The following is a 22,508-nucleotide window of genomic DNA, read 5'->3' on the forward strand; positions in this document are numbered from 1 at the left end:
AGAAAGAATATGAAGTCGAATAACAACAACCTACTTCTTAGCTATTTGGTTTTAAAAGATTTAAATAAAATTAACACAATTATTTATCATTAACTTGTCAAGCGGAATTTTTTACCTTAGCCATATCACTTTATATCCTGGTTGTCTATAATGAGATAGTTCGTGCTTTATCTAACAAAATTCTATGGGGCTTTGGTGAAGGCATCCTCATCGCTCTTGTTGGAATTATATTATTTAAAAAGCTTTAAGGTAGCCTTTCAAACAATATTGGCAAACAATTAGATGTAACGACAGGAAGAGAAATATTAGAAAAAAATTTTATTTTTACCACTTTCCTATTTAAAAAAAATCGATTGATTCTCAGATTGAGAAAGTTAAATATTATGGTTCCTTACAAAATATAGTTACAGGAAAATTGATAAATATTATTTTGACATACCTGTTTCTATTTTATTCTTAGTAATAATTGCATTTCTATCTAGAATACTGGCTTTAACTCAAATTATTACCGTGACACTATTTTTATTATTTAGTCTATTGTTTTATAAACTCATTGTTCAATATATTAAACGCCCATCTCATATTAATTCAGAAAAAATTATTTCCTGCTCAAATCATCAGAAAAAATGGACGTCCTAAAATATACCAACACAACTCCCATTTGGGAAATCTGTTATCAAATTATTATCAGAGATGGTGTTTTTAGCTTATCACTTAGAACTTTTCATAATGCAATTACTGAATTATCGGAATTCACTGTGTTCACAGTGGAATTCTTAGTTATCAGTTTTAGTATAATAAAATTGTTCTCTGGCATCCTAACAATAGGTGCATTAATTACACTAATGATATTAAATTTTCGAATTTTAGCTTCTTTTCATACTACATTTATCTCTATTATTTAAATTGTATAAATACAGTTTAGCATTAACCAGTTGTCGGAACTCATTAAAATGCCTCATGAAACTGAACTTTATCATTGAGAACTTGTATTAGACATATTCTTAGCTAGATTCATTTCTCTAATGTCACTTTCTATTATTTACCTCAAGTAAATAAGCCGTTTTTTAATCTCTCTTTCAACTTGCCTGAGCGAACAACTACCGCCATCACAGGCCCTTCTGGCTCCGGCAAATCAAGCTTGATAAAATTGATATTAGGTCTCTATGCTCCACAAGCAGGAATGATTTAAATCGACAGTAATAATGTAAGGCAAACTAATTTATTAGAACTATGGCAACAAATCGGCTATGTTGTAGAAGACAAAAAATTCTTTTATAACAAAATAGAACAGAATCTGCGTTTAACAACCTCCTTAGCTACAGATAGTGAAATTCTCAGTGTACTAGAGATAGTAAATCTTACTGAAGAAATAAATGCTATACCTAACAGATTGAAAACTATAATCCGTGATAAATACTAAAATATTATTAGCTCCAGTGTGCAAAATCAACTTTCCCTAGAATGAGCATTATTGTCAAATTCAGCTATTCTTCTTTTAGACTAACTCAGTGCCGCACTTAATAAGCGAAATGATTAAATACTTATGATGCTCATGAAAAAATACTATCAGAAGAAGACAGTTGTCCTAGTAATAGTTCACCCCTTCCATATGCAGCTGATAAATTACATTATTGTTCTTGAACAGATTAAATTTTCTCAAGAAAAAAACCTTCGGAAATTATTCTGAAAATAATGATTGAAGTTAAATGAAGGAACGGTAACTATCGTATTTACCTAAAAAAATTTACATTGAATTCATTCAAGTACAAAGATTAATTTTTTCACTTGTTACTATCATCTGTGAACTTCTTTTAGTTCTTCTTATTTGGGCCTAATTTGTATAACTTTAAGATTATCTTTGATAGTAAGAGAAATTACCTCTGTGGAGTGGATTATTGTTGTCGAATACCTTTAAGGTGGTGTTGTTTATAAACTATTAGTCGACAAAGGCACTTGCGTAAATCAAGGGTAACCTCTTGTAAAAATAGACGAAACGCTAGAAAAAGGAGAATTAAAACAATTAGAAGTGAAACGGTTCAATTTACTAGCTGATATAGATTGTAAAAAAATATTTTATTAAAGGAAAGAAATACTAGCTAATATTACTAACATCTTCAGTGCATAACAATGAAATTGATATTTTGGTTGATAAAATATTAAAAAGACAATATCAGCTTTAGCAAATGAAATCTCAAGCAATTAAATCTGAAAGAGGCCATTATCATACAACAATTTTTCGACGAGAAAAAGAATTTTTAAAATTTAGTGCAGAGCTAGAAACGACTAAGAAAAAACTTGCCCTTTATCAACAATAAGTTAACATGTTTAGGCATTTGATAGAATTTGGTTATATATCTAAATTAGATCTCATTCATACCGAAAGAGCTTTGAATTCTACAGCCGGGACTGATTTTCATTTTACTAAAGAAATTTTAGTAACTTCAAAAACCTTACAAGAAGCAGAAAATTGTCTGATTTAATTAACTCAGAATAGAAAACTTTACTCAGCTAATCGTTTACGAAAATTTTAACAAGAGTTATTTACGACTAAATTTAAGATACAAAAAGTAAAAATACTACTTAAATAATAATTTTATCTGATTATAAATTACTAGAACAGTCTTAAATATTAAAATTACCGAAGGTTAAGTACTAGCTTTTTATAGTTTTATGATGAATATTGTGCCTGTCAATGTTCTTTTACGATCTAAAATTCATATTTTCACTTTGGATATAGAGTTTATTCGTATTGACGTCTTATTCTTGTTAAAGTAATCGCCTATTATTTTACCAATTTGGAGGAATTCAAGTAACTCTAAGTCATTTATCTACTACAGTTTTTCTTAACGAAAACCACATTCCCTATTTAGGCTAGGTTTCTTTGAATCCTAATCACGTAGGATTAGTATCAAATAAAATTATTACCAGAATAATTTGTTAACGCTAATATTATCAGTGGGAGAAAATTCTTTGTTAATCTATATTTTCAAACCAGTTGGAATTTTACTCCTAGATCATTTTATGAAAAATAACAAGAATAAATTGATGGTAAAAGAAATTCTGGAAACCTACCTTATTCAAGCTTAGAAAAAAATAATTTAATCTTATTTATCAACCTCAATACGATTGATTAATCAAAAAAATTATAGAATGGAAGTTCTTTTAAGATGGCACCATCCTGAACTCGGTGAACTACTTCTAGAAGAATTTATATCAATCACCGAACGGTCTGATCTAATAATTCCTATTGGAGAGTGAGTCATTCATGAAGGCTGTCGTCAATATCAAGAATGATAAGCATTAATTTCAATGAAAAGCCTCAAATTATCTATTGATTTTTATCTCCTCAATTAACAAAAAAGCTTGCGACTGCTGTAATCGATGTTGTTAACGACATAAATATATTACCTACTGTCCTTGAATTTAAGATTACAGAAAATTCATTAATAACTTATTTAGAAAAATTTTAAATGGTGCTAACAGAATTGAAAAATCTTTGATTTTCTATATTGCTTGATGATTTTGGTACTAGCTATTCATAATTAGTTTACCTAAAAAATTTACTTATTAGTAGTATTAATAGTAGCATTAAAATTTAAAAATTATTTATAAATAAAATACGAAATAATAATCTCGATGCTGTTATCATAAAATTTATCATCGATTTTCCTAACTCTCTGCATTTTTCAATGGTATTAAAATCAATTAAAAAGAAAGAATAAGTTATTTTTTTTGAAGAGAATGTTTATCATTTTATTTAAGGTAGTTATTTTTCTAAATCACTCAAATCTGATTCGATATTTATAAATTATTAGTTAAGAATTTAAAAAATTAATTTTTATTAATTAATCTTATTAACTTCTTTGTAGCAATATAATTCTAGAGGGCCTGACTCGTATTTTTATCCACTAAATAGATAGCCTAAACCTATCTTTTATACTAAAAAAATAAGGAAAAACAGATTTTTTTTGATTTACAATCTACTACACAATCCTAAATGGGAAATAATTGTTTATGTAGATTTACTTTAGTTCAAAGTATAAAAATGGAGTCTTGGAACTCCCATAATTGATTATAAATCTTCATAAAGTCTGGTAACTACTTCAACCCTGTATCTTTGAAGCACTTCTTTTCATTCTTATAAGTTTCTAACTGCTTATAAAGCCATCGGGATATTTCTACTCTACAAATTTTAAAAATCTCATTAATCTTTCGAAATCACTAATTGGCATAATTCCTGGAATAATGGGAACATTTACATATAGTTTCTGGCAACTTTCTAAAAAATAAAAACAGGCGTCATGAGTATAGAAATATTGAATAATCTGTCCAATTAGCTCCAGCTGCATTTTTTCTAAAAATTTTTAATTACATCCATTACATTTTCTGATTCAGGATAAAATTCTGGACAAGTAACTACCTCAATATAGAAATAGTCATCCATTAGCTTGCGAATGTATGCTACAATTTCATTGACGTGCTCAAAATCTTCATGGATTAATGTCGTTCCTTAAGGAAAATCACTTCGTAACACTACCAACCGTTTAACGCCTAATTGTTTATAATGATGCAGTAGTTCTCTAACAACAGTTTTAGAGAGTCCAATACAAGTCAAATGAGGGGCAACATCAATAACTTCTTCAGACAAAGCTTTCATGACATGCTTCATTTTATCCTGGCTTCCGCTAACCGCACTAAATGTCACCGAAAAATAATCCAGCGCAAAAATCGGATCAAGTCTTCGCTATGTTTGCCGAAGTTTATCGAACCTCTGTGCCGTATATATGTGGAAATAGCTCAAAGCTAGAGAGAAATGTTGAACTTTAATGCTCTTATATCTGGTTACTTCCCCTTATGTACTGGTTGGATGCAACTCCCGCGGATAAAGAATTTTTTCCGTAGTAAAAGCCTCTCATAAGTAAATGGCTACTTGGAACATATGATGAAGTTCTTTCTTAACTTCCTCCCAACCCGTGTTTTCAATCTATAATCTGGATTAATCCATAAGCGTTCTATAGGAATGTATTAAAGCGCACGAGTTATTAAATCTTTAATTTTAGCAACGTGTAGAATATGTGGAAAGTGAATATCATAAATACCTAGCCCAATATTGTTAGGATAATCAAATTTTTCAAAGGATTTTAAATCTCCATTGGGGAGCGGAAACTTTCAATAGTAATAACATCTGCATCCAAGGCTGATATCGCTTCAATAATATCGTTGAATTCGGCATAACACATGTGAGTATAAATCTGTGTTTAGTTTTTTATACACCACATAAAGCTAGCCGAAAACATTTTACTACCCAATTAAAATAGTCCTGCCAATCTGCTTTTCGTAACGGCAAGCATTCCCGAAAAGCAGGCTCTATCAATTTGAATGATATTGACACCTACGGCCTCTACGTGTACTTCATAACGCAAAGCTAAAGCAACTTGTTTCGCTGTATGTGAACGTGGTTGATCATCACAAACGAATGACCAAGAAAGTAATTCTAAGAAAGCCTACCAGCATGCCTTTTAATGAGTTTAGTGGTGAGTAACTGGGCATATTCAATCCAATGCACAGTCATGAGACGGTCACGATTAACATCACTATATAATCGGGGGTTTAACATAACGAAAACCGTAACTCTGCACCCAACTATTGGAAGTAATGCCTATTCCTTCCAAAAATTCTCTAAAATATTCTACCATGTCATTCCATTCTGCTTCATCCATGTACTAACACATCTAATCCTAAGTCAACCTGGACACCGATTACTTCAACAATATATTGAGGAATATTTTCTTCGTAGCGTCACTTCATCTAAAGTCCCTTGCTTTATATTACGTCGTAAACAGAGAATCGCTGGGGTTTGAGGAAACGAACCAATGGTAATAGTAGGAAATAAAGGTAAATTTAGACACTTTTTTTGTGCTTCTTTACGTATAGCGTGCTCGTGTTAACACCGCATCCATCGTTTAGTAATAGTGGTTAAATGTTTTTGTACATTTGGATTGTAGATTCCCCCAAAAGTTTTCTGAGATAAAATGACCTAATTATTTTCTGATAGTGCAACAGCAATACTTTCTCGACCTTCCCATAAACTACACGCTAATAACGTTACTTCTTCAAGCTTTTGTTTGGCAAATGCTAACCATGATATCAATTCGATATCCAATTTATTTTCTTGATTCAAATCAATGAGGACATGCAATAACGAACAAGAAGGTGCCACTCATAATCTGTTATCTAAAGAAATTTGAGTTTTCTCTAAAAAAGTTAATGAACGATGTAAATCATTACGCCAAATATTACGCCCACACACAATGCCTAGCGACAATACTTTTTCTTTTTGAAATTGAGGAGGCAACAGAGAATTAAACTGCTCTGGTGCTCAACAGCAATCGATATGCAAACCATCTATTAGTAAACTGGCAGACGATGGATAAATTATCTTCGAGGAAACCAAAATAAGTAGCCAATAAATTTTTAAGATTTAAAAAATCAATATTTTGATAAGTTTTCAAAAAGCTCTACTGTCATTCTTTTGGTAAATCTAAAACTAGAATTGGTTCGTCAATTTAAACTTATTTCACTCCTAGATAAGCTAATTGTTAAAAATTTCATTGTAAACGGGAATCAATTTTTCTAGTAAGGATAATTTATCAAAAGGTTTCCCTTTTACTTTCCCTAACCACAAAAATGATAGAGGACCTAAAATAACAGTCTTTGCTCGGCAACCGTTTTCCAGAGCCAATTTTGTATATTCGAATAATTGTTTCGTCTGCAATTCGAAGGTTTGATCCACGGTAAATTCATGAACAATATAGTAATAATTCGTATCAAACCACTTAGTCATTTTGCAAGCCGATGTTTCAATCCCATTAGGGGCTTGGCCCCGAGCCATACAAAACATTGTGTTAATTGGATTTGAATTTAATTCCTGAAAACGTGATGGTGATACCAAAAAATCACCTACAGAGATAAAATCAAGGCCGGCACTTGCTTGAATCTTCGAATGAGAAAGCTGTAATTGAAGGGCTTGTTGATGCAGTTGCTTTTGTGAAATTTCTTCTCGCCAATAAGCGATTTTTTTCATTTCACGTTTAATTCCAATGCGAGGAAAACTTAAATTACGTGCGTAAACCATGTGTAGTATCTCCTTCTATCATTGATAGAAAGATTACCGTAATGATTGCACAGGAAATTGGGCAGAAACTCAATTAATGATTCAACCGCTTTAGCTGTTTGCTGCCCGAAAGCTTATGATTAAATCGGCATTTCGGCTATTCTAACTGACTTTTTTGGAAAACGTCAAGAATTTTCCTCTTAAATCTAACTTATTTCATCTTTTCAATACAAATTTTCTATACACAGAAATTTTATCCATTTAGCTAGCGCCTTGTAGTAGTAGCGCCTTGTAGGCAGGTTAAAAATAATTCTGCTGGGTTACTTCCTTTACAAGGCGTAATGTTTCGTCCACAATATCATTAACCTGATCAGCACCGTTCTGCAAAATTTTATACACGTACGTATGATTCGTTTCGTATTCAGCACGACGTTTCTGCAGAGGCGCCAAAAATTCTAATAATACGTCTACTAAGCGCTTTTTACATTCTACATCACCAATTTTACCTTCACGATAACGCTGCTTCGCTTTTTTTACCCATTTTTTGTCGGGGTTAAAGGTGTCGTGAAAACCCATAGGGGATTATTTTCAACCGTTCCCGGATCCGTCACGCGTAAACGATTCGGATCCGTATACATATTCATAATTTTTTTCGCACAACATCCGGCGGATCACTTAAAAAAATGGCGTTATTTAGCGATTTACTCATTTTTAATAATTGGCCATTTTTACTAGGCCCTCCAGTCCCAACTAATCGCCGGACACGCCCAACCTTAGCTTCCGGTATTGGAAATAAACCACCGGCCTTTAAATAATCTTTATCTTCACTATGCGGGTCTACTCCGCAATATAATTGATTAAAACGCTTCGCCACCTCACGAGTTAATTCCAGGTGGGGAACTTGATCTTCACCTACAGGAACGATTTCGGCACGAACCGACAAAATATCAGCTACTTGCATAACCGGGTATAATAAAAAACCTATCGAATAATTGTCCCCCAATTCTTTATCTCGAATTTCATTTTTAATAGTGGGATTTCGCATTAAACGGGGAAACGGAATGAGCATACTAAAAAAAGCCGTTAACTCCAAAATGGCTGGGACGTCCGATTCAATAAAGATCGTGCTTTTGTCGGGATTAATGCCCGCCGCTAAATAATCGAGAGCGATGTCTAATGTGCTTTGGCGAATCGCCTCAGGTTTTTCGGCCTGGGTAGTAAACGCGTGAGTATTGGCGAGCAAAAAATAACATTCATATTTATCCTGGAGGGAAACCCGATCTTCAACTGAACCTACCCAATTTCCCAGGTGGAGACGTCCTGTTGGCGTATCGCCACTGATCAATCGCGGTTTCTGTTCAAATTTAGGCATGGAGCATCATCGCTAGTTCATAGGCTTCTGTCAACCTCGGCACAGTTCGGGTACAATGGACGACATGGAAAATTTGGCTCTTTTACAATCATTAAATCCTCAACAAAAAGAGGCAGTTACCTCCTTATCTCCCTACGTACGTGTTTTAGCCGGCGCAGGTAGTGGCAAAACGCGTATATTAACTCATCGCATTGCTTGGCTTATCCAACAACAGGGTGTACCTCCTTATAGCATCCTAGCAGTGACTTTTACCAACAAAGCCGCGTACGAAATGCGAGGACGAATTGAAGCAATGCTGGGTATTCCCATTACGGCAATGTGGGTGGGGACATTTCATGGTTTGGCTCATCGTTTACTACGAGCACATTGGAAAGAAGTTGATCTACCCCAATCGTTTCAGATTATCGATTCCGACGATCAATACCGTTTAATTCGTCGTGTTCAACGGAGCCTCAATTTAGAAGAAACCCAATGGCCCCCTAAACAAACCCAATGGTTTATCAATAAGCAAAAGGAAAAAGGTCGGCGACCTCATCAAGTGGCTAATAGCGATGACAGCTATTTTACAAAAGTTCTAGTCAAAGTATATAAGCCTACGAAGAAGTTTGTCGCCGGAGTGGGCTCGTTGATTTCTCGGAATTATTATTGCGCTCGCTTGAATTGCTCCGCGATGTGCCATCGATTCGCCATCACTATCAACAACGCTTTCATCACATTTTAGTGGACGAGTTTCAAGATACCAACACTATCCAATACGCCTGGCTGTGCGCTTTGATGGGGGATAATACAGGAATGATGGCGGTGGGAGACGACGATCAATCTATTTATAGTTGGCGTGGCGCGAAGATAGAAAATATTCATCGTTTCTCTCGAGATTTTACTGATGTTCAAACAATTCGTTTAGAACAAAATTACCGATCAACACAAACCATACTCGACGCTGCCAATGCCGTTATTGAAAATAATACGAATCGTCTTGGAAAAAAATTATGGACCACGAGCAATACAGGTGAGCGAATTAGCCTATACACGGCTTTCAATGAGCGTGATGAAGCTTTTTACATCATCTCATGCATTGAATCGTGGATACAACAAGAACGAAAATACAGCGATATCGCAATTCTTTATCGTTCTAACGCTCAATCCCGTTTATTAGAAGAACGTCTTATCGATCGACAAATCCCCTATCGCATTTATGGGGGCCTAAAGTTCTTCGAACGGGCAGAAATTAAAAATGCACTTGCCTATTTGCGCTTATTCAGCAATCGCCATGATGACGCTGCTTTTGAGCGTGTTGTCAATACCCCCACCCGTGGTATCGGTAATACCACACTGATAACATTGCGCGCTGCCGCTCGTGACCAAAGCATCTCTTTATGGCAAGCTGCAATGGACTTAATTAATAATCAGGGTTTGAGCGCTCGCGCGCTTAATTCCTTACAACAATTTTTAAATTTAATCGAAACACTCAGTGCGCAAACAAAAAACCTTTCTTTAGCTGAACAAACGGAAAAAATCCTAAATCAGAGTGGTTTGCTCGCTCTCTACAAAAAAGATAAAAGTGAAAAAGGACTTTCCCGAGTCGAAAATTTAGAAGAATTGATCAGCGCCACCTCGCAATTTACCCCAGAACCGATGACGGACGAGACTATTTTATTATCACCCTTAGATGGTTTTCTTTCTCACGTCGCTTTAGAAACCGGTGAAGAGCAAGCAAGTTCGCATAGTGATTGTGTAAATTTGATGACTTTGCACTCTGCTAAAGGACTAGAATTTCCCTTAGTTATTATAGGTGGATTAGAAGAAAACTTATTTCCTCATCATATGTCTACAGATAGTGAAAATGGATTGGAAGAAGAACGGCGATTATGTTATGTGGGAATGACTCGTGCTAAGGAAAAATTAATTTTAACTTACGCCGAATGTCGACATTTACACGGCCTAGAAAAATTTAATCAGCCTTCACGATTTTTGAATGAAATTCCACCAGAATTAATCGACGTAGTCCGACCCACACCTAAAATATCTCGACCAGTTTCTATTACCTCTCAACGACCTCAAGTGGGTGAGAGCGAATTTTATGTAGGACAGCGCATTAATCATAGCAAATTTGGTAGTGGTATCATTATTAATTACGAAGGCCAAGGTGAAAACACTCGTCTACAAGTCAAATTTGACAGCCATGGGGAAAAATGGCTGGTGTCCAGTTACGCAAAATTGGAAGCATTGTCATGAATACTTCCTGGACATTAGTACTATAGGATACAGCAGCATCCCTGTAGCATTAATGCTAATGGGAGGGATTTTAAGCTTCTTTAAAAACCTACTTCAGCCTTAACGAGCGTAGTCCAAAACTTTGCAGCAGGAGTCGTTTTCGCTGAAGTTGCTGTAGAATTAATCCCTGTATTAATTCTAATTCATCACGAAATCCGTTAGATTATCGTCCTTGGCTTTGCTGCCCAACGTTGCTGTGATGCTTTTCACAGAATGGCTTGCCGATAAACTTTCTGTGTCTACCCGAGCGTTAAAAAACTACTGTTATCGCTCATCATTGTTGTAGTAATCGATGTTTTTATTGATGGCATCTTAGTAGGGGTTTCCTTTTGACAAGTCAAAGTAGCGAAATTATTACTGCCTTAGCATTAGCTCTAGAAACTCTTTTTCTCGGTATGGTAACTACTTTAAACATGGCCAAAAGAAATGATAAACAACTGAGTGGCATTACTGTTATTTTTCTCATTTCGCTTTGTATTTTATTGGGGGGCTCTTGGGGGTTTGGTGTCGTTTCTACTTTATCTTACAGTATTCAAATAGCAATTATTGCTTCAGGGGTTGCTGCCTTACTTTACCTGGTAGCCGAAGAATTATTAATAGAAGCTTATAAAGTTCCAGAGAAACATGCCTTGCAACAATTACTTTTTTCGTGGGACTTTTAATCGTATTATTTACCCATTAATATTTTTTTCGCTAGTAAAGAATTGTAGTACCCGCTTGCCATGCTTAAGCTGTAGGGACTCTCTGAAAAAATGGTAACTACTCAGATATGATTACTAAATGCGGTGTTTTGTATTGCGGTGTTTTGTATTAATCGATTTTGACTGAGATAATGAAAATCGATCATTTCAGTGTCCACAACCATCAAGGCAAAATTTGCCACGTCGGAAAATAAAATTTCAAAAATTGTTTGTGCTTCTGCCAATAAAACCGGTCTAAGTGAATCAGAGGAGGATAATCGTAGAGAAATGTTTTAAGAACATTATTAATTATTTCTTTCGAGAATTTAAATGTAGCATATTCCTAATGATCTCTAACGATCACGCTGTTATGATAGAGCAATTGATACAAGGAAATACTGTATTTAGGTGAAAAATAAATTTCAAAAATGAGGGGTTTTAACAGGGTTAATTTTTAGCATATTTTGGAGGAATCCCCAATGGAGAAAAGTATTTTCCGATATAATATTGAGACGCCTCATTTCTTTATATATCCTTATCCCAAATATCGGCGGTGACATTGCCGTGACCAAATGCGATAACATTCACACTATAATCATAACCGTCTTCCGTTCCAATTATTAAGATGCCCTTGCTCAATTGCATAACAAATTCGCTCCAAGCAATTTTTTATGTCTTGTACTTTAGTCATTTTATGATGTGCTTTTGAAAAATCGTTATAAAGTTCTCCTGCACAATCCGTATCATCCGTATCATCCGTATCATCCGTATCAAAAAACTAAGAATTAAAAAGTATTTGGTAAATTTTTAATATTTCTCAAGGGCGGTATTTTACTTCTGGCATAGCAAAGTCCGAATTTAACGTCCTTCCAATATTAAGGAATCCGTGAAGTGGAACACCCTTCTGATCAATGATCGTATCTTTTTTGACAAAGAACTTGATTATTACGAATCGTAAGGAGCTATTTAGATAGCCATCTTTTACAGCTTCTTTGATAACATTTCGATGTAGAATCCCTAGCGAACGATCATCAAGCCCAAGCCACGCGTGGTAAAAGTCGATAGATTGGAATTGTGAGAACATCCAAAAAGAAACTCCATTTCTCCATTCAGAAACTGGATTAATTGCACTACTAAAAATGGATTGAATTAGATTTTTATTAAATTCAATTTGCTCGCTTGTCGTTAATCGATTTTCCCCTTTCTTTAACAGGGAAGCAGCTTCAGAATTTAGCCATACAGCAATGAATCTAGACCTATTGTAAAGTGACTTATCTTTTACTAAATTCATCATCAATTATTCAAATTCATATTTATCCTAATTAGAAATCTAAGATTGATCTGCTAATAGCTGCAAAACAGTATCCTGATATTTGGTTTTTCCTAAATATGAAAGATATTTGACGATATTTTTAGACGGAGTATGTAATTTTTTCCAATTCACGTTCGAAACCCCAATGAGCTCATCTCCCCATAAATAAATCAAATGAGCTCCATATAGCTTATGGATGTTTGGAGCTACTTCTTTCTTTCTGAGCTAGGATAACAAACTGATTATATCTTTTATTGGCGAGATAAGTTTTTGAAATAGCAACAATAGTCGGCTTTGCAATAAAAATAGGATTTGTTTTAAAAAAAGACTAATAAATTATTCCCCAACTTATTAAACCAATATTGGTTGTCATAAATATTGTCAACAATAAAGGTATCTAAAAAATCCGAATACAGCGCGCCTAGAAATTGCATCGATAATCCCGAAGTGGCCTCAGTTTTATTTTGAACGCTCATGTTGTTTGTTAAATAATTTATCCAGGTCAGATTAGTCACGGGTATCGCTTTCCCCTCTCTGATGATGAATAAAACCTCCCCTCTCTGATGATGAATAAAACCAGAGTTTTTGCTTCTCTCCCTACAATAGAAAAGATAATGGTAACCGTATTTTTTCGCAGTAAAATCTACCAGAAAACTCCGATTAGACTATAAAAAAACAAACAAATATCTATAGATCACCTCTCTGGAAGCTTATTTTCTTATCAGTTTTTAGGTGCTGTACAAGTGTCAAATCAGCAGGCTGACCTTCGAAAATTATAGTGTTGTTATAACGAATACTTAAGCTCTGAGGTGAAACATAAAAACAATCTTTATTGTCTTGGCATAGAGGTATTTCTTTAGTGGCCGAAAATCCCCATACAGGAAAGATAACCATTAACAGAAAAAAGATAGTTTTATTCATCGACATGAGCCCTTCTTTATAATCAATATTGAAAAGTAATAAATTTATTGCTTCTCAAACTATTAATCTTAATAAAAACATGAGAAGTCATATAAAACGCCATTATCAATAGAAAAATCGCATAAGCTGTTTTTAAACGGTTTATTGATAAGCGATTGGCTGTTTTAAAACTCCCATAGGCAAAAAATTACGATAGTAAGTAAGAACGCAGACAAAAGCTAGAATATTCACAAATCCCAGCGAATAAGAGGTGCCAACCAGTAGTTCCTATTCCACTGATATATATAACTCCGACGGTCCCTATACAACCAATAAAAATACTAGTAGTTGATCCAAACGCGATGGATTTTTTAATAGAAAAAGAATTTTTAAATACGTATTAAGAATAAATTTAATTATGGAAACTCCCATAATAGCTCCCACAATCACAAAAGGGACCCATTGTTTCAATAATGGAAAATCAAAGTTACCTATTTTGTACTGATGCTATGCAGCGAGAAAAGCATTGGAAAGGAGCAAAGCGAAAGAAGTTCCGACCGTAGTATGCATAACAGCTCCATGGGCTACATGGGAAAAGAGTGAAATCGTTAATAATACAGGAACTAGAACAGAACAATACTGTTGCCAACACAAAATAAACCAAATAAAAAACCGCCTATGGGCTCCTTACTATTAATAAGATTAATGCGAAATAAAAGTCTTCTATTCCGTCGACACTCTAATTTTCCTTTATTAATTGCGAGAACGACAATAAGTTTCTCGTAAAAAAAGAGCAGCACCCAGAGCGATTAAAAATCCGATAGGTAAAATCAACATAGCCCAGTGAAAATCTGAAGCCACGTAAACACCCATTGAATGATGAAAATAAATCGTATGCAAATCCATGAGACGGCCAAATAATGGTTGGAAGATAGCCTGTCCACCCATAGTAGTAATATTAACAACACTGACTGACATAGCTGTTATTACGGGTATACTGTTTTCAGCGACTGTAGGATATCCAATAATTTGACTACTAGTGGTTAAACCCATTGCCCAAAATAGTATAAGCAAAGAAAAGAATGACAAATGGGGTATTTCTATAATTGCTAAGATTAAGGCTAACGATAAAATAGCACCTACTAACATCGGTAATCTTCGTAAACCAATTTTATCAGATAAAAAGCCTACCAGAGGTCCACCCATGACAGTTCCCATAAATAACATACTCGTAATATAGGTAGCCTCAATTTTGGGAACGTGATGCGCATCACTCAAATATAATATGCCCCAAATTCCTCCCAACAAGCATAAAGGCAAATTCATTAAACAAGTATATACTCCACCTAGCCAATTTTGTAATTTTAAAAAAGCTAAGCCCATACTCTTCCAATAACCCATGTCATTAATTTGCTGACGTTCTACACGATGGTGTTCGAGATAATAATGAGGGAAATCTTTCACAACACTCGCAATAATCAAAAAAATTAAGCAGCCAAAAGCCGCATCTATTAATAAAACCTTTCGCCAATTTAATACTTCTGCTAATAAGGTAAGAGGTGTTTGCGCTGCCATTCCTCCTAGCATTGCCATAGTCACAATGACGCCTGTAACCAGGGCCAATCGTGTAGAGGAAAACCAACGTGTGGCTAAGCGTATGACACTTAAAAAGCAAAACGCACTCCCAATACCCATCAAAAAGCGAAAAATGCAAGCTGAAAATAATGAAGTAGTTAGCGCAAAAGCAGTAATGCCTAAAATACAAACGCTAAGTGAGAACAAAATTATTTTCCGCGTAGAATATCGGTCGAGTAACATCCCTGCTGGAAAAAGGAAAATAACATTCGAGATAAAATAAAAAGAAGATAATTGCCCTAATTGAGTTGCTTGGATATGGAAAGCCTGCATTAGTGGAAGGCTAATTGCATCAAACATATTCATCTGAATAAATTCATAAAAGAAAAAAAGAGATGCCGACAAACATACCACCCAAGCTCGCCAAAGATTGGTATGTGAAACTGACTTTGATAGCTCAAGAGAATTATCAAAACTAATTAGAGATTCTTTCATTTTGTATTTGTCTTTCTTTATATTAAGAGATGAAATAGGTTTCCCTGGATAAATACGCCATGACTAATCCTAAATATAAAAGCCAGCAGCATAATCGCCAACGCGAATTGGTAATCATTGGATAAAAATAAAGGCACATGGTTAACAACCTGATGTGACCATTGCCATTCCATTAGTCGGGTAAATAGAGGTTGCGTACCCCCTCTCCTCCCCACCGCCATAATCAAGACGGAAGTCATACCCTCCGCAGTGCCAGTTAGAGCCAAAGGATTACTTTCAGCGATCATAAGATAACTAATAATCTGTGTACTGGTAATAAATCCGAGTCCCAAAAAAATAATTAATAAGGCTAGCAAGGCTAGCAATGATAAATGCGGTAAATACATCAATAATAAAATTAGAAATAACGCAATAACAGCGCCCACCATCATAGGTATTCGCCGACGTTTGATTCTATCTGACAACCATCCCACTACTGGAGCACCAATAATAGTGCCTATAAACAACATAGGGGTTACAAAAGAAGGATCAGCTCGCGTCAACCCTCGAATTTGAATTAAATAAGGGCTTCCCTACATAGCGCCCAGCAAAACAATCGGCAAATTCATTAACGAGCTATACAGACCCCACCTAATAACCAAATTCTGACTGTTTTTTTTACAGTTCGCCACAATACTCGCCAAAAACCTAGGTCGTGCAAATACATTTGATGCTCTCGGAAAAGACTGACCTGACCCCGAGGGAAATCTTTCACTAATAAGACAATCAACAAGAGCATTATGAGACCTAAAGAAGCGTCGACGAGTAATGTACATTCGCCACCCCAGGGCATCCGTCAGCAAGGTAAATGGGGTTTGTGCAACCATTCCTCCGATCATGGCCAGGGTCACGATCAAGCGGATAACTAAAGCCATCTGACGAGGCTCAAACCATCGGGAAGCTAAGCAAACATTGCTTAATAAGCAGCAAGATCCCACAATTCCGGTAATAAAACGACATGGATTTGCCTGCCAAATTGATGTGGAAGCTGCGAAGCCAAACGTGCAAACTACGCTAGCTGTTATAGCTAAAATGATTACTTTTTGCGTCGATACTCGATTGAGCAGCATCCCAGGAAACAAAAAAATGATATTGGCATAAGAATAATTTGCTGATAGATGGCCTAAACAGCTAGCCCCAATATGAAAAGCACGCATTAAATTAGGGCCTAACGCATTAAACATATTAAGCTGCACGAACTCGAAGAAAAAAAACACTGAGCCAGTAAAATAAACAACCCAAAGCTGCAAAGAATAATCGTAAGTAATGCTTTTTAAATTCATCATCGACACGGCCAATGCCGGTTCCCCCATAAAGTGTTCCCCGACTAAATTAAGTCAGCATTATATAGAAAAAGTGTTTAGAAGAATAGCTGTGAAGGACTGTAAAAATATGTGGCAACTATTTCGTGTTACTTGATCCCGCTCCTCTGTTGAGGTACGGTTGATCTCTAGATATTCAGGAGGAATGCTATGCCCCCCTAAGCGAAAATCGAAGCAGCAACATCCCGCCTAGAAGCAAAAGACTCAACCCAGAATTGAGTCCAAAATGATTTTTTGTCCTAAATACCAAGATCCTGATTACCAAGGCAGTGATAAACTTCTCAACAAAGTAGGCTATTATCACTGTAGGTGATAGTGGCTCGGTCGTGTTGTTGCCGTCGCTTTTGGTATTGAAGGTGTTACCTATCTCAATGAACATAAGGATGCCACTACCACTCAGAAAGCAGTTGAATCAAAAGAACGAAAATCCTTCCTCTTGTCCAGAAATATAGCTGACTCTGCTTTTTGCCAATTAGTAGTAAAAAGATACCACTCGAAAGTTTAAAAAAATTGATATTTTAATGAATAATTTAGCCAAACAATATCCTCAGGATAATCTCGAAGACATTACCGGCGAGTAGCTAAGAAAAATTTTTGAAATCAATGTCTTTTCCTATTTTTATTTGACTACAGCCGCTTTGCCTTACCTTATTTGCCTTACCTTATTTGCCTTACCTTAAAAAAGGCAGCGTTATAATTAACACTACGTCCATTACCACCTATAGGAGTGAACAACTCATTGATTATTTCGCCACCAAAGGAGCCATTGTCTCATTTACTCGCTCTTTATCTGAAAACCTTATCAAAATCAAAAAGGGAATCCGAGTAAACGCCGTTGCTCCAGGGAGCTATCTAGACTCCTTTGATTCCAAGCAGTTTTTCTCCTAAGCACGTCCAAAAATTTGGCAGCAGCGTTCCCATGGGTCGGGCGGGGAGGGGAACCCAAGAAGGTTACTGTTACGTCTTTTTTGGTTTCAGCTGATTCTGCTATATGTCTAGCTAAGTGTTACATCCACAATGGCGGAGTTATTCTTAACGGATAACTATAACGGATAACTATATGAGAGACAATTTGGAGGTCCTTATGAATCAGGAAAAAAGAGAAGCTTATATTAAAAGTTTGTTGGAATTGTCGCCATATATGCCAAAAATATTATACAACCATTGTATTCAGGAAAGATGGTAAGCACACTGAACTAAGCCACCTACATATGATAATGGACTGTATTCAAATCTGTCAAACAAGCGCCGATTTCATGACGCGCAATTCTAAACTTTAAAAATCCATCTTCCAAACTTGCACCGAAGTTTGTGAAGCTTGTGCCCAATTCTGCGAAGCTATCGGGGATGATAAAATAAAGGAATGTAGACAAACTTGTCGCGATTGCGCTTTCTTGGGAACTTTAGCTCCATTTTTACGCACTTTCGACAAGCCTATAGTGATCACTTGTTTTCGACTTTTTACTTTTTTGTGTTTAGGACTACTATGAACCTTTCCCCGTTTGTAACGGTGCATTTTTTAACTTCTTTTTGTGTAAATTTGCATATTTTCTAGCCATGATAAAAAGTCCTTTATGTGGTTATTTATACTCCAATTATATATTTATACTCCAAGTTATATTAGACCAGAAAATTTTCAGCTGAGGCAATTAGAGACTTGTCCTAACTAAAAATGCTTCTGACAAGTGGCTATATAGCGATAGCGTTCATTACCGCCAATTTCAACTTGCTCTCCCTAACAAACAGGATTCCCTTCATCATCAATACGTAAATTCATTGTAACCTTGCGACCACAGTGGCAAATAGTTTTTATTTCAATTTAAAGATCTGCCCATGCCAGAAGATAGAGGCTGCCCTCAAACGGTTCGCCTTGAAAATCCATGCGAATCCCATAAGCTAGAATGACAACATTCAATTCATCGGTCACTAAAGATAATTCTTTCACCTGTAATTTTTTTTAAAAATTGAGATTCATCGACTAAAACAAAACGAATGTTCGGATTTTTTTAATTTAGCAGAAATAATTTCAAATAAATTACTCTTTGTCTGAAATGTGCAAGCTTCGGCCTCTAAACCAACTCGCGTACTCATTTTACTTTCTCCATCACAATCACTAAATCGCAGGAAGAAATAAGAGCGTGTCCATACCCCGTTTATTGTAATTGTAGCTCGATTGTAAGAGTGTGGTGCTTTTACACGCATTCATTACGGAATAGTAGAAATGTAATTTCGCCATTGACCTGCTTTAAGAGAATTATTAGCTATACAAGTGTCATAATCCGGAATGTTGAACTTGTAGATGGCACACCAATAATTAAGAGCATGCGTTTGGATCCCTTTCGATAGGTTGTCCGTCCGTACCCGTTGCATAATATTCTTGATAGAATTGAACTATGGATTGGTTCGCTGCAATTTTTCCATTCTGTTAATTAATAACAGTGCATACACTGAGGTTGATATTTTTTGTTAAAACTATATAAAACTTGCCAATGTTGATCGGCAAAAGAAATATTCAACAGAAAAAATATTTTTATTAATTAAGCAAATAATATAAGCAAATAATAAGTATGAAAATTAACTATATCAAAACTACTGACATCGTATTGAAATTACTTTAAATCCGGAATTATTGCCAAATCGCGGACTTTATTGGAGGAATGTAGCTATCAAAAATGTCTTCATTTAAATCATTTCTCAACTAGAGAAAACCTGTCCATATGAGGATGAGAGCTCAAGATTCCCTCAATCACGGAACTATATTCAGATATAAAAGAGAGAAATTGTCGTAGATAATCAGGTTACCACCATAAAAACGTTGTCTTTCCCGAAGTCAACGTTTTATAAACATCAATTCCAAAGGGAATATGAAATACCAACCAAACCCACTGACGTTGGAGAACCGCTTGGGGAAGTATTTCTTTCAGCCATTTTAACTTCTTCTGAACGGCAGACACAACATGGGGCCCTGGAGTTTTTTCCGAAAAAAGCACGGAATTTAATACTAAAATTCTATTTTAATACTAAAATTCTATTAAAATTCTATTATTTATTAGGAGGACCCGGGAGGCATAATTTCATAATAACCCGCATAGGGAAAGGTTTGAAGAAAACTCACCCAATTCGCCGCACTCATCAAAAAAATCGACCAGAGGTTAGCCATATAACTATAAAAATCCCCTTTCGGTTAGGAATAATAGTCTCCTCCATAAGAATCATTATTACCTATAGCAGAGATAAATAGGCGTTTTGGGAAAGGTAGTGTGGAACTCATTTGTTAAAAACTGCATCGTTTTCTGCACAAAAGATTGATATCATTTAAAGGGGGAATCCTCTGAATAAAGTGTATATTTCTCTTTGTAACCATGCGCCAGATAATCACCTATCAGGAACACAAAAGAAGGCTGATTTTGTGCTCCTAGCATTTCCAATTCATTGAGTGTCCACTTTACAAAGAGCGTAATCTGTATCTTGACCATAAAAATAGATAGATAACGTTTTTGGCTCATATTGTTCAAAAAACAGTCCATTGATCTGCAGGGGCTGTTTTTAATTTAATAACAATGAGGGGACAAATACTCTTTTTGCTTTCACATGTATCAAATGAATCAAAATGAATATCTGTTACACTAAAGAAATTAGCTACCCCACAGGCGAATAGAGGGAAAGGGAGAAAGCAAAAACTAATCTCATTAAGACAACATAAATAAAACCCCAAGGAACTTGAATGTTTCCTCATTCTTTAGAAGTTTCCACTTCAATCCTGGAGAAGATAGATTTATAATACATGAACAAAAATTAAACTGAGAATTTTGTCGTGAAATTACTACCTGCTATCCTTTGTATCGTTGGTTTTGCTGTCTTTTCCCAAATGGTGTTGGCTTTCCCTCCCCACAATAGCAGTCCCGCAGACCCAGCATCCCGAACACCTGCTAATGGATTGTCCTCCGGTTATCTCAGTTGCCCCAAAATAAGCGATCTTCAAAAAGATTCTCGGAAAATGGTTTGGTTTACGAAAAACGGTTGGCTAAGTTATGCGGCTTCCTTTGCCACTCATACAGATAAATTTTTAGGGGCCCAATGGCAGGGGGTAAACCTAGGAAATATCACTTGCCTTTATGCTTCTAACGAAAAAATGACATTCCCCATCGCCTTGGAATACAAGCTGCTTGTGTATCAACCTACTGGCGGGAAGTGGAGTAAAAATTTAGGTGGTTACACCAATTGTAAGGCATCTAATCAATACCAATGTATTTTTAAACCCTAAGCTCAACCAAAAGTCGGCGATGTTTATCAACAAAGCTAGGCAATTAAAGAACAGCGCTATTCAAGAAGAAATGGGGTTTTAAGAAGAAGGATTTAGCGAATGTGGCGTTTCTTTAATTCTCCGTTAGGAGTTTTTCTTATTTTTCTCTATATCATTCCTTCTTTTATCTTAGGAGTACTTGCACTTATTTTTGGTCTTCTAGCTCGACTCATGCCGGTTAAGTCCTGGTATCGGGCGGTAATGAAAATTGCTTTATTCTTTCCTACTCTCTGGGCCATTACTTCTGGTAAATTCCTAAATGTGCGCCGTCATCGCTGGAAAATTGAAGGCGAAGGTGATCTTTATCCTAATAAATGGTATCTCTTAATTAGCAATCATCAAACCTGGCTTGATATATTAGTGCTCGGACGCGCATTCGGTCATAAAATTTCCGTCATTAAATTTTTTATGAAACGAGAGCTGCTATGGAGCTTGCCTATACTCGGTCTGAGTTGCTGGTCTTTGGGTTATCCTTTCGTTCGCCGGTATTCTCCCCAGGCAATTCGCAAACAACCAGAATTGAAAAGACAAGATATCGAAACCACAAAAAAAGCATGTGAAAAATTTAAAGAATTCTCAACCACGGTAATGAATTTTGTAGAAGGTACTCGTTTTACCATTGCTAAGCAGCAACGCCAATCTTCTCCTTATATGCATTTGTTAAAGCCGAAATCGGGTGGGATTGCGATCGTTATTAAAGAATTGCAAAAGGAATTGAGTGGAATTTTAAATGTGACCATCCATTATTCCCAACCACTCACCTTATGGAAATATTTTCGCGGTGACCATTCTACTATCACCATTCATTATGAATTGTTACCCTTAGCTGCTGATCTTATTGGTGATTATTATGAAGATCGCGATTTTCGTCGTTATTTCCAGAAATGGCTAAATTTGCTCTGGGAACACAAAGATTTATTGTTAGATGAACTAAGTCGTGCAAACGATTAATGATCAGTAGAAGAAAAATCACCATTATCAACTGAAAAAGTCCATTGGAACTGCGGCAAGGAGAAATTGTAAAACAATAACTTCAAAAAATAATTCTAGCATTCATTTCACTATCATCGGGCGGACTACGGAAGGCGACTGCCTAACAAGGTCATTAGCAAGCGGGGG

21 protein-coding genes and 5 pseudogenes are annotated in these 22,508 nt (G+C 35.7%); 7 read left to right on the forward strand and 19 right to left on the reverse strand.

What is annotated here, in order from left to right; all coding sequences use genetic code 11:
* The first annotated feature begins 1,012 nt into the window (after positions 1-1,012).
* Positions 1,013-1,192, forward strand: coding sequence for an ATP-binding cassette domain-containing protein (locus tag B1F79_RS07035; protein WP_372443152.1), 180 nt, complete (start codon positions 1,013-1,015; stop codon positions 1,190-1,192).
* Between the two features lie 2,989 nt (positions 1,193-4,181).
* Here the strand turns inward: B1F79_RS07035 and B1F79_RS07040 are convergent.
* The 9 genes and pseudogenes from B1F79_RS07040 to trpS form a co-directional block, all read right to left on the reverse strand.
* Positions 4,182-4,352, reverse strand: a complete 171-nt coding sequence (locus B1F79_RS07040) for a methylenetetrahydrofolate reductase (RefSeq protein ID WP_372443147.1) — start codon at positions 4,350-4,352, stop codon at positions 4,182-4,184.
* 161 nt (positions 4,353-4,513) lie between these two features.
* Positions 4,514-4,708 carry a methylenetetrahydrofolate reductase gene (locus B1F79_RS06620; protein WP_308159738.1) on the reverse strand — a complete coding sequence of 65 codons (195 nt, stop codon included), beginning with the start codon at positions 4,706-4,708 and terminating at the stop codon, positions 4,514-4,516.
* 320 nt (positions 4,709-5,028) lie between these two features.
* Positions 5,029-5,243 (reverse strand): annotated as a pseudogene (locus B1F79_RS07045) (hypothetical protein).
* A 26-nt stretch (positions 5,244-5,269) separates the two neighbouring features.
* Complete coding sequence (locus B1F79_RS07050; protein ID WP_372443153.1) at positions 5,270-5,350, reverse strand: hypothetical protein; 81 nt, start codon at positions 5,348-5,350, stop codon at positions 5,270-5,272.
* Positions 5,313-5,723: pseudogene (locus B1F79_RS04545) on the reverse strand (hypothetical protein). Before B1F79_RS04545 ends, B1F79_RS07050 begins: the two are co-directional and overlap by 38 nt.
* 317 nt (positions 5,724-6,040) lie before the next feature.
* Positions 6,041-6,223 (reverse strand): hypothetical protein, encoded by a 183-nt coding sequence (locus tag B1F79_RS04550; protein WP_251366166.1) that lies wholly within the window; start codon positions 6,221-6,223, stop codon positions 6,041-6,043.
* Positions 6,224-6,367 (reverse strand): annotated as a pseudogene (locus B1F79_RS04555) (hypothetical protein); the annotation flags it as partial. It abuts the gene before it with no gap.
* 228 nt (positions 6,368-6,595) lie between these two features.
* On the reverse strand, positions 6,596-7,138 hold the full coding sequence (locus tag B1F79_RS04560) for a uroporphyrinogen decarboxylase/cobalamine-independent methonine synthase family protein (RefSeq protein ID WP_251366168.1): 543 nt from the start codon (positions 7,136-7,138) through the stop codon (positions 6,596-6,598).
* A 279-nt stretch (positions 7,139-7,417) separates the two neighbouring features.
* Positions 7,418-8,489 (reverse strand): annotated as a pseudogene (trpS, locus tag B1F79_RS04565) (tryptophan--tRNA ligase).
* Positions 8,490-8,544: 55 nt separating this feature from the next.
* Between trpS and uvrD the strand changes: the two are divergent.
* Both uvrD and B1F79_RS04575 read left to right on the forward strand, forming a co-directional pair.
* Positions 8,545-10,724: pseudogene (uvrD, locus tag B1F79_RS04570) on the forward strand (DNA helicase II).
* Positions 10,725-11,092: 368 nt separating this feature from the next.
* Positions 11,093-11,425, forward strand: coding sequence for a hypothetical protein (locus tag B1F79_RS04575; protein ID WP_251366169.1), 333 nt, complete (start codon positions 11,093-11,095; stop codon positions 11,423-11,425).
* A 101-nt stretch (positions 11,426-11,526) separates the two neighbouring features.
* Here the strand turns inward: B1F79_RS04575 and B1F79_RS04580 are convergent, their stop codons facing one another.
* From B1F79_RS04580 to B1F79_RS04600, 6 genes are all read right to left on the reverse strand, one after another.
* Positions 11,527-11,688 carry a hypothetical protein gene (locus tag B1F79_RS04580; protein WP_251366170.1) on the reverse strand — a complete coding sequence of 54 codons (162 nt, stop codon included), beginning with the start codon at positions 11,686-11,688 and terminating at the stop codon, positions 11,527-11,529.
* Between the two features lie 98 nt (positions 11,689-11,786).
* Positions 11,787-11,888, reverse strand: a complete 102-nt coding sequence (locus B1F79_RS07055; protein ID WP_372443154.1) for a glycoside hydrolase — start codon at positions 11,886-11,888, stop codon at positions 11,787-11,789.
* A 372-nt stretch (positions 11,889-12,260) separates the two neighbouring features.
* Positions 12,261-12,737: a hypothetical protein gene (locus tag B1F79_RS04585; RefSeq protein WP_251366171.1), complete on the reverse strand. Its 477-nt coding sequence runs from the start codon at positions 12,735-12,737 to the stop codon at positions 12,261-12,263.
* Between the two features lie 1,671 nt (positions 12,738-14,408).
* A complete protein-coding gene (locus tag B1F79_RS04590; RefSeq protein WP_251366172.1) occupies positions 14,409-15,725 on the reverse strand; it encodes an MFS transporter in 1,317 nt (438 codons plus the stop codon).
* Positions 15,726-15,742: 17 nt separating this feature from the next.
* The gene (locus B1F79_RS04595; protein WP_251366173.1) at positions 15,743-16,267 is read right to left on the reverse strand and encodes an MFS transporter; all 525 of its coding nucleotides are present in this window, start codon (positions 16,265-16,267) and stop codon (positions 15,743-15,745) included.
* Between the two features lie 30 nt (positions 16,268-16,297).
* Complete coding sequence (locus B1F79_RS04600; protein WP_251366174.1) at positions 16,298-17,077, reverse strand: MFS transporter; 780 nt, start codon at positions 17,075-17,077, stop codon at positions 16,298-16,300.
* Between the two features lie 675 nt (positions 17,078-17,752).
* On the opposite strand from B1F79_RS04600, the gene B1F79_RS07060 reads away from it, so the two are divergent.
* Positions 17,753-17,974, forward strand: coding sequence for an SDR family NAD(P)-dependent oxidoreductase (locus tag B1F79_RS07060; RefSeq protein ID WP_372443148.1), 222 nt, complete (start codon positions 17,753-17,755; stop codon positions 17,972-17,974).
* Between the two features lie 221 nt (positions 17,975-18,195).
* On the forward strand, positions 18,196-18,366 hold the full coding sequence (locus tag B1F79_RS07240; RefSeq protein ID WP_504739182.1) for a four-helix bundle copper-binding protein: 171 nt from the start codon (positions 18,196-18,198) through the stop codon (positions 18,364-18,366).
* On the opposite strand, the gene B1F79_RS04605 is transcribed toward B1F79_RS07240, so the two are convergent.
* From B1F79_RS04605 to B1F79_RS04615, 4 genes are all read right to left on the reverse strand, one after another.
* Positions 18,363-18,602 carry a DUF6496 domain-containing protein gene (locus B1F79_RS04605; protein ID WP_251366175.1) on the reverse strand — a complete coding sequence of 80 codons (240 nt, stop codon included), beginning with the start codon at positions 18,600-18,602 and terminating at the stop codon, positions 18,363-18,365. The two genes, B1F79_RS07240 and B1F79_RS04605, sit on opposite strands and share 4 nt — an antisense overlap.
* Before the next feature lie 303 nt (positions 18,603-18,905).
* Positions 18,906-19,031 (reverse strand): hypothetical protein, encoded by a 126-nt coding sequence (locus tag B1F79_RS07065; RefSeq protein WP_372443149.1) that lies wholly within the window; start codon positions 19,029-19,031, stop codon positions 18,906-18,908.
* Positions 19,032-19,199: 168 nt separating this feature from the next.
* Positions 19,200-19,322, reverse strand: coding sequence for a thymidine kinase (locus B1F79_RS07070; RefSeq protein WP_372443150.1), 123 nt, complete (start codon positions 19,320-19,322; stop codon positions 19,200-19,202).
* A gap of 562 nt (positions 19,323-19,884) precedes the next feature.
* Positions 19,885-20,040 carry a hypothetical protein gene (locus B1F79_RS04615; protein ID WP_251366176.1) on the reverse strand — a complete coding sequence of 52 codons (156 nt, stop codon included), beginning with the start codon at positions 20,038-20,040 and terminating at the stop codon, positions 19,885-19,887.
* A gap of 860 nt (positions 20,041-20,900) precedes the next feature.
* On the opposite strand from B1F79_RS04615, the gene eirA reads away from it, so the two are divergent.
* The gene (gene eirA, locus B1F79_RS04620) at positions 20,901-21,350 is read left to right on the forward strand and encodes a T4SS-associated protein EirA (protein ID WP_251366177.1); all 450 of its coding nucleotides are present in this window, start codon (positions 20,901-20,903) and stop codon (positions 21,348-21,350) included.
* Between the two features lie 99 nt (positions 21,351-21,449).
* Positions 21,450-22,340 carry a 1-acylglycerol-3-phosphate O-acyltransferase, YihG family gene (gene yihG / locus B1F79_RS04625; RefSeq protein ID WP_251366178.1) on the forward strand — a complete coding sequence of 297 codons (891 nt, stop codon included), beginning with the start codon at positions 21,450-21,452 and terminating at the stop codon, positions 22,338-22,340.
* Positions 22,341-22,508 lie beyond the last annotated feature (168 nt).

Source organism: Coxiella-like endosymbiont of Rhipicephalus sanguineus (genome assembly GCF_018687865.1).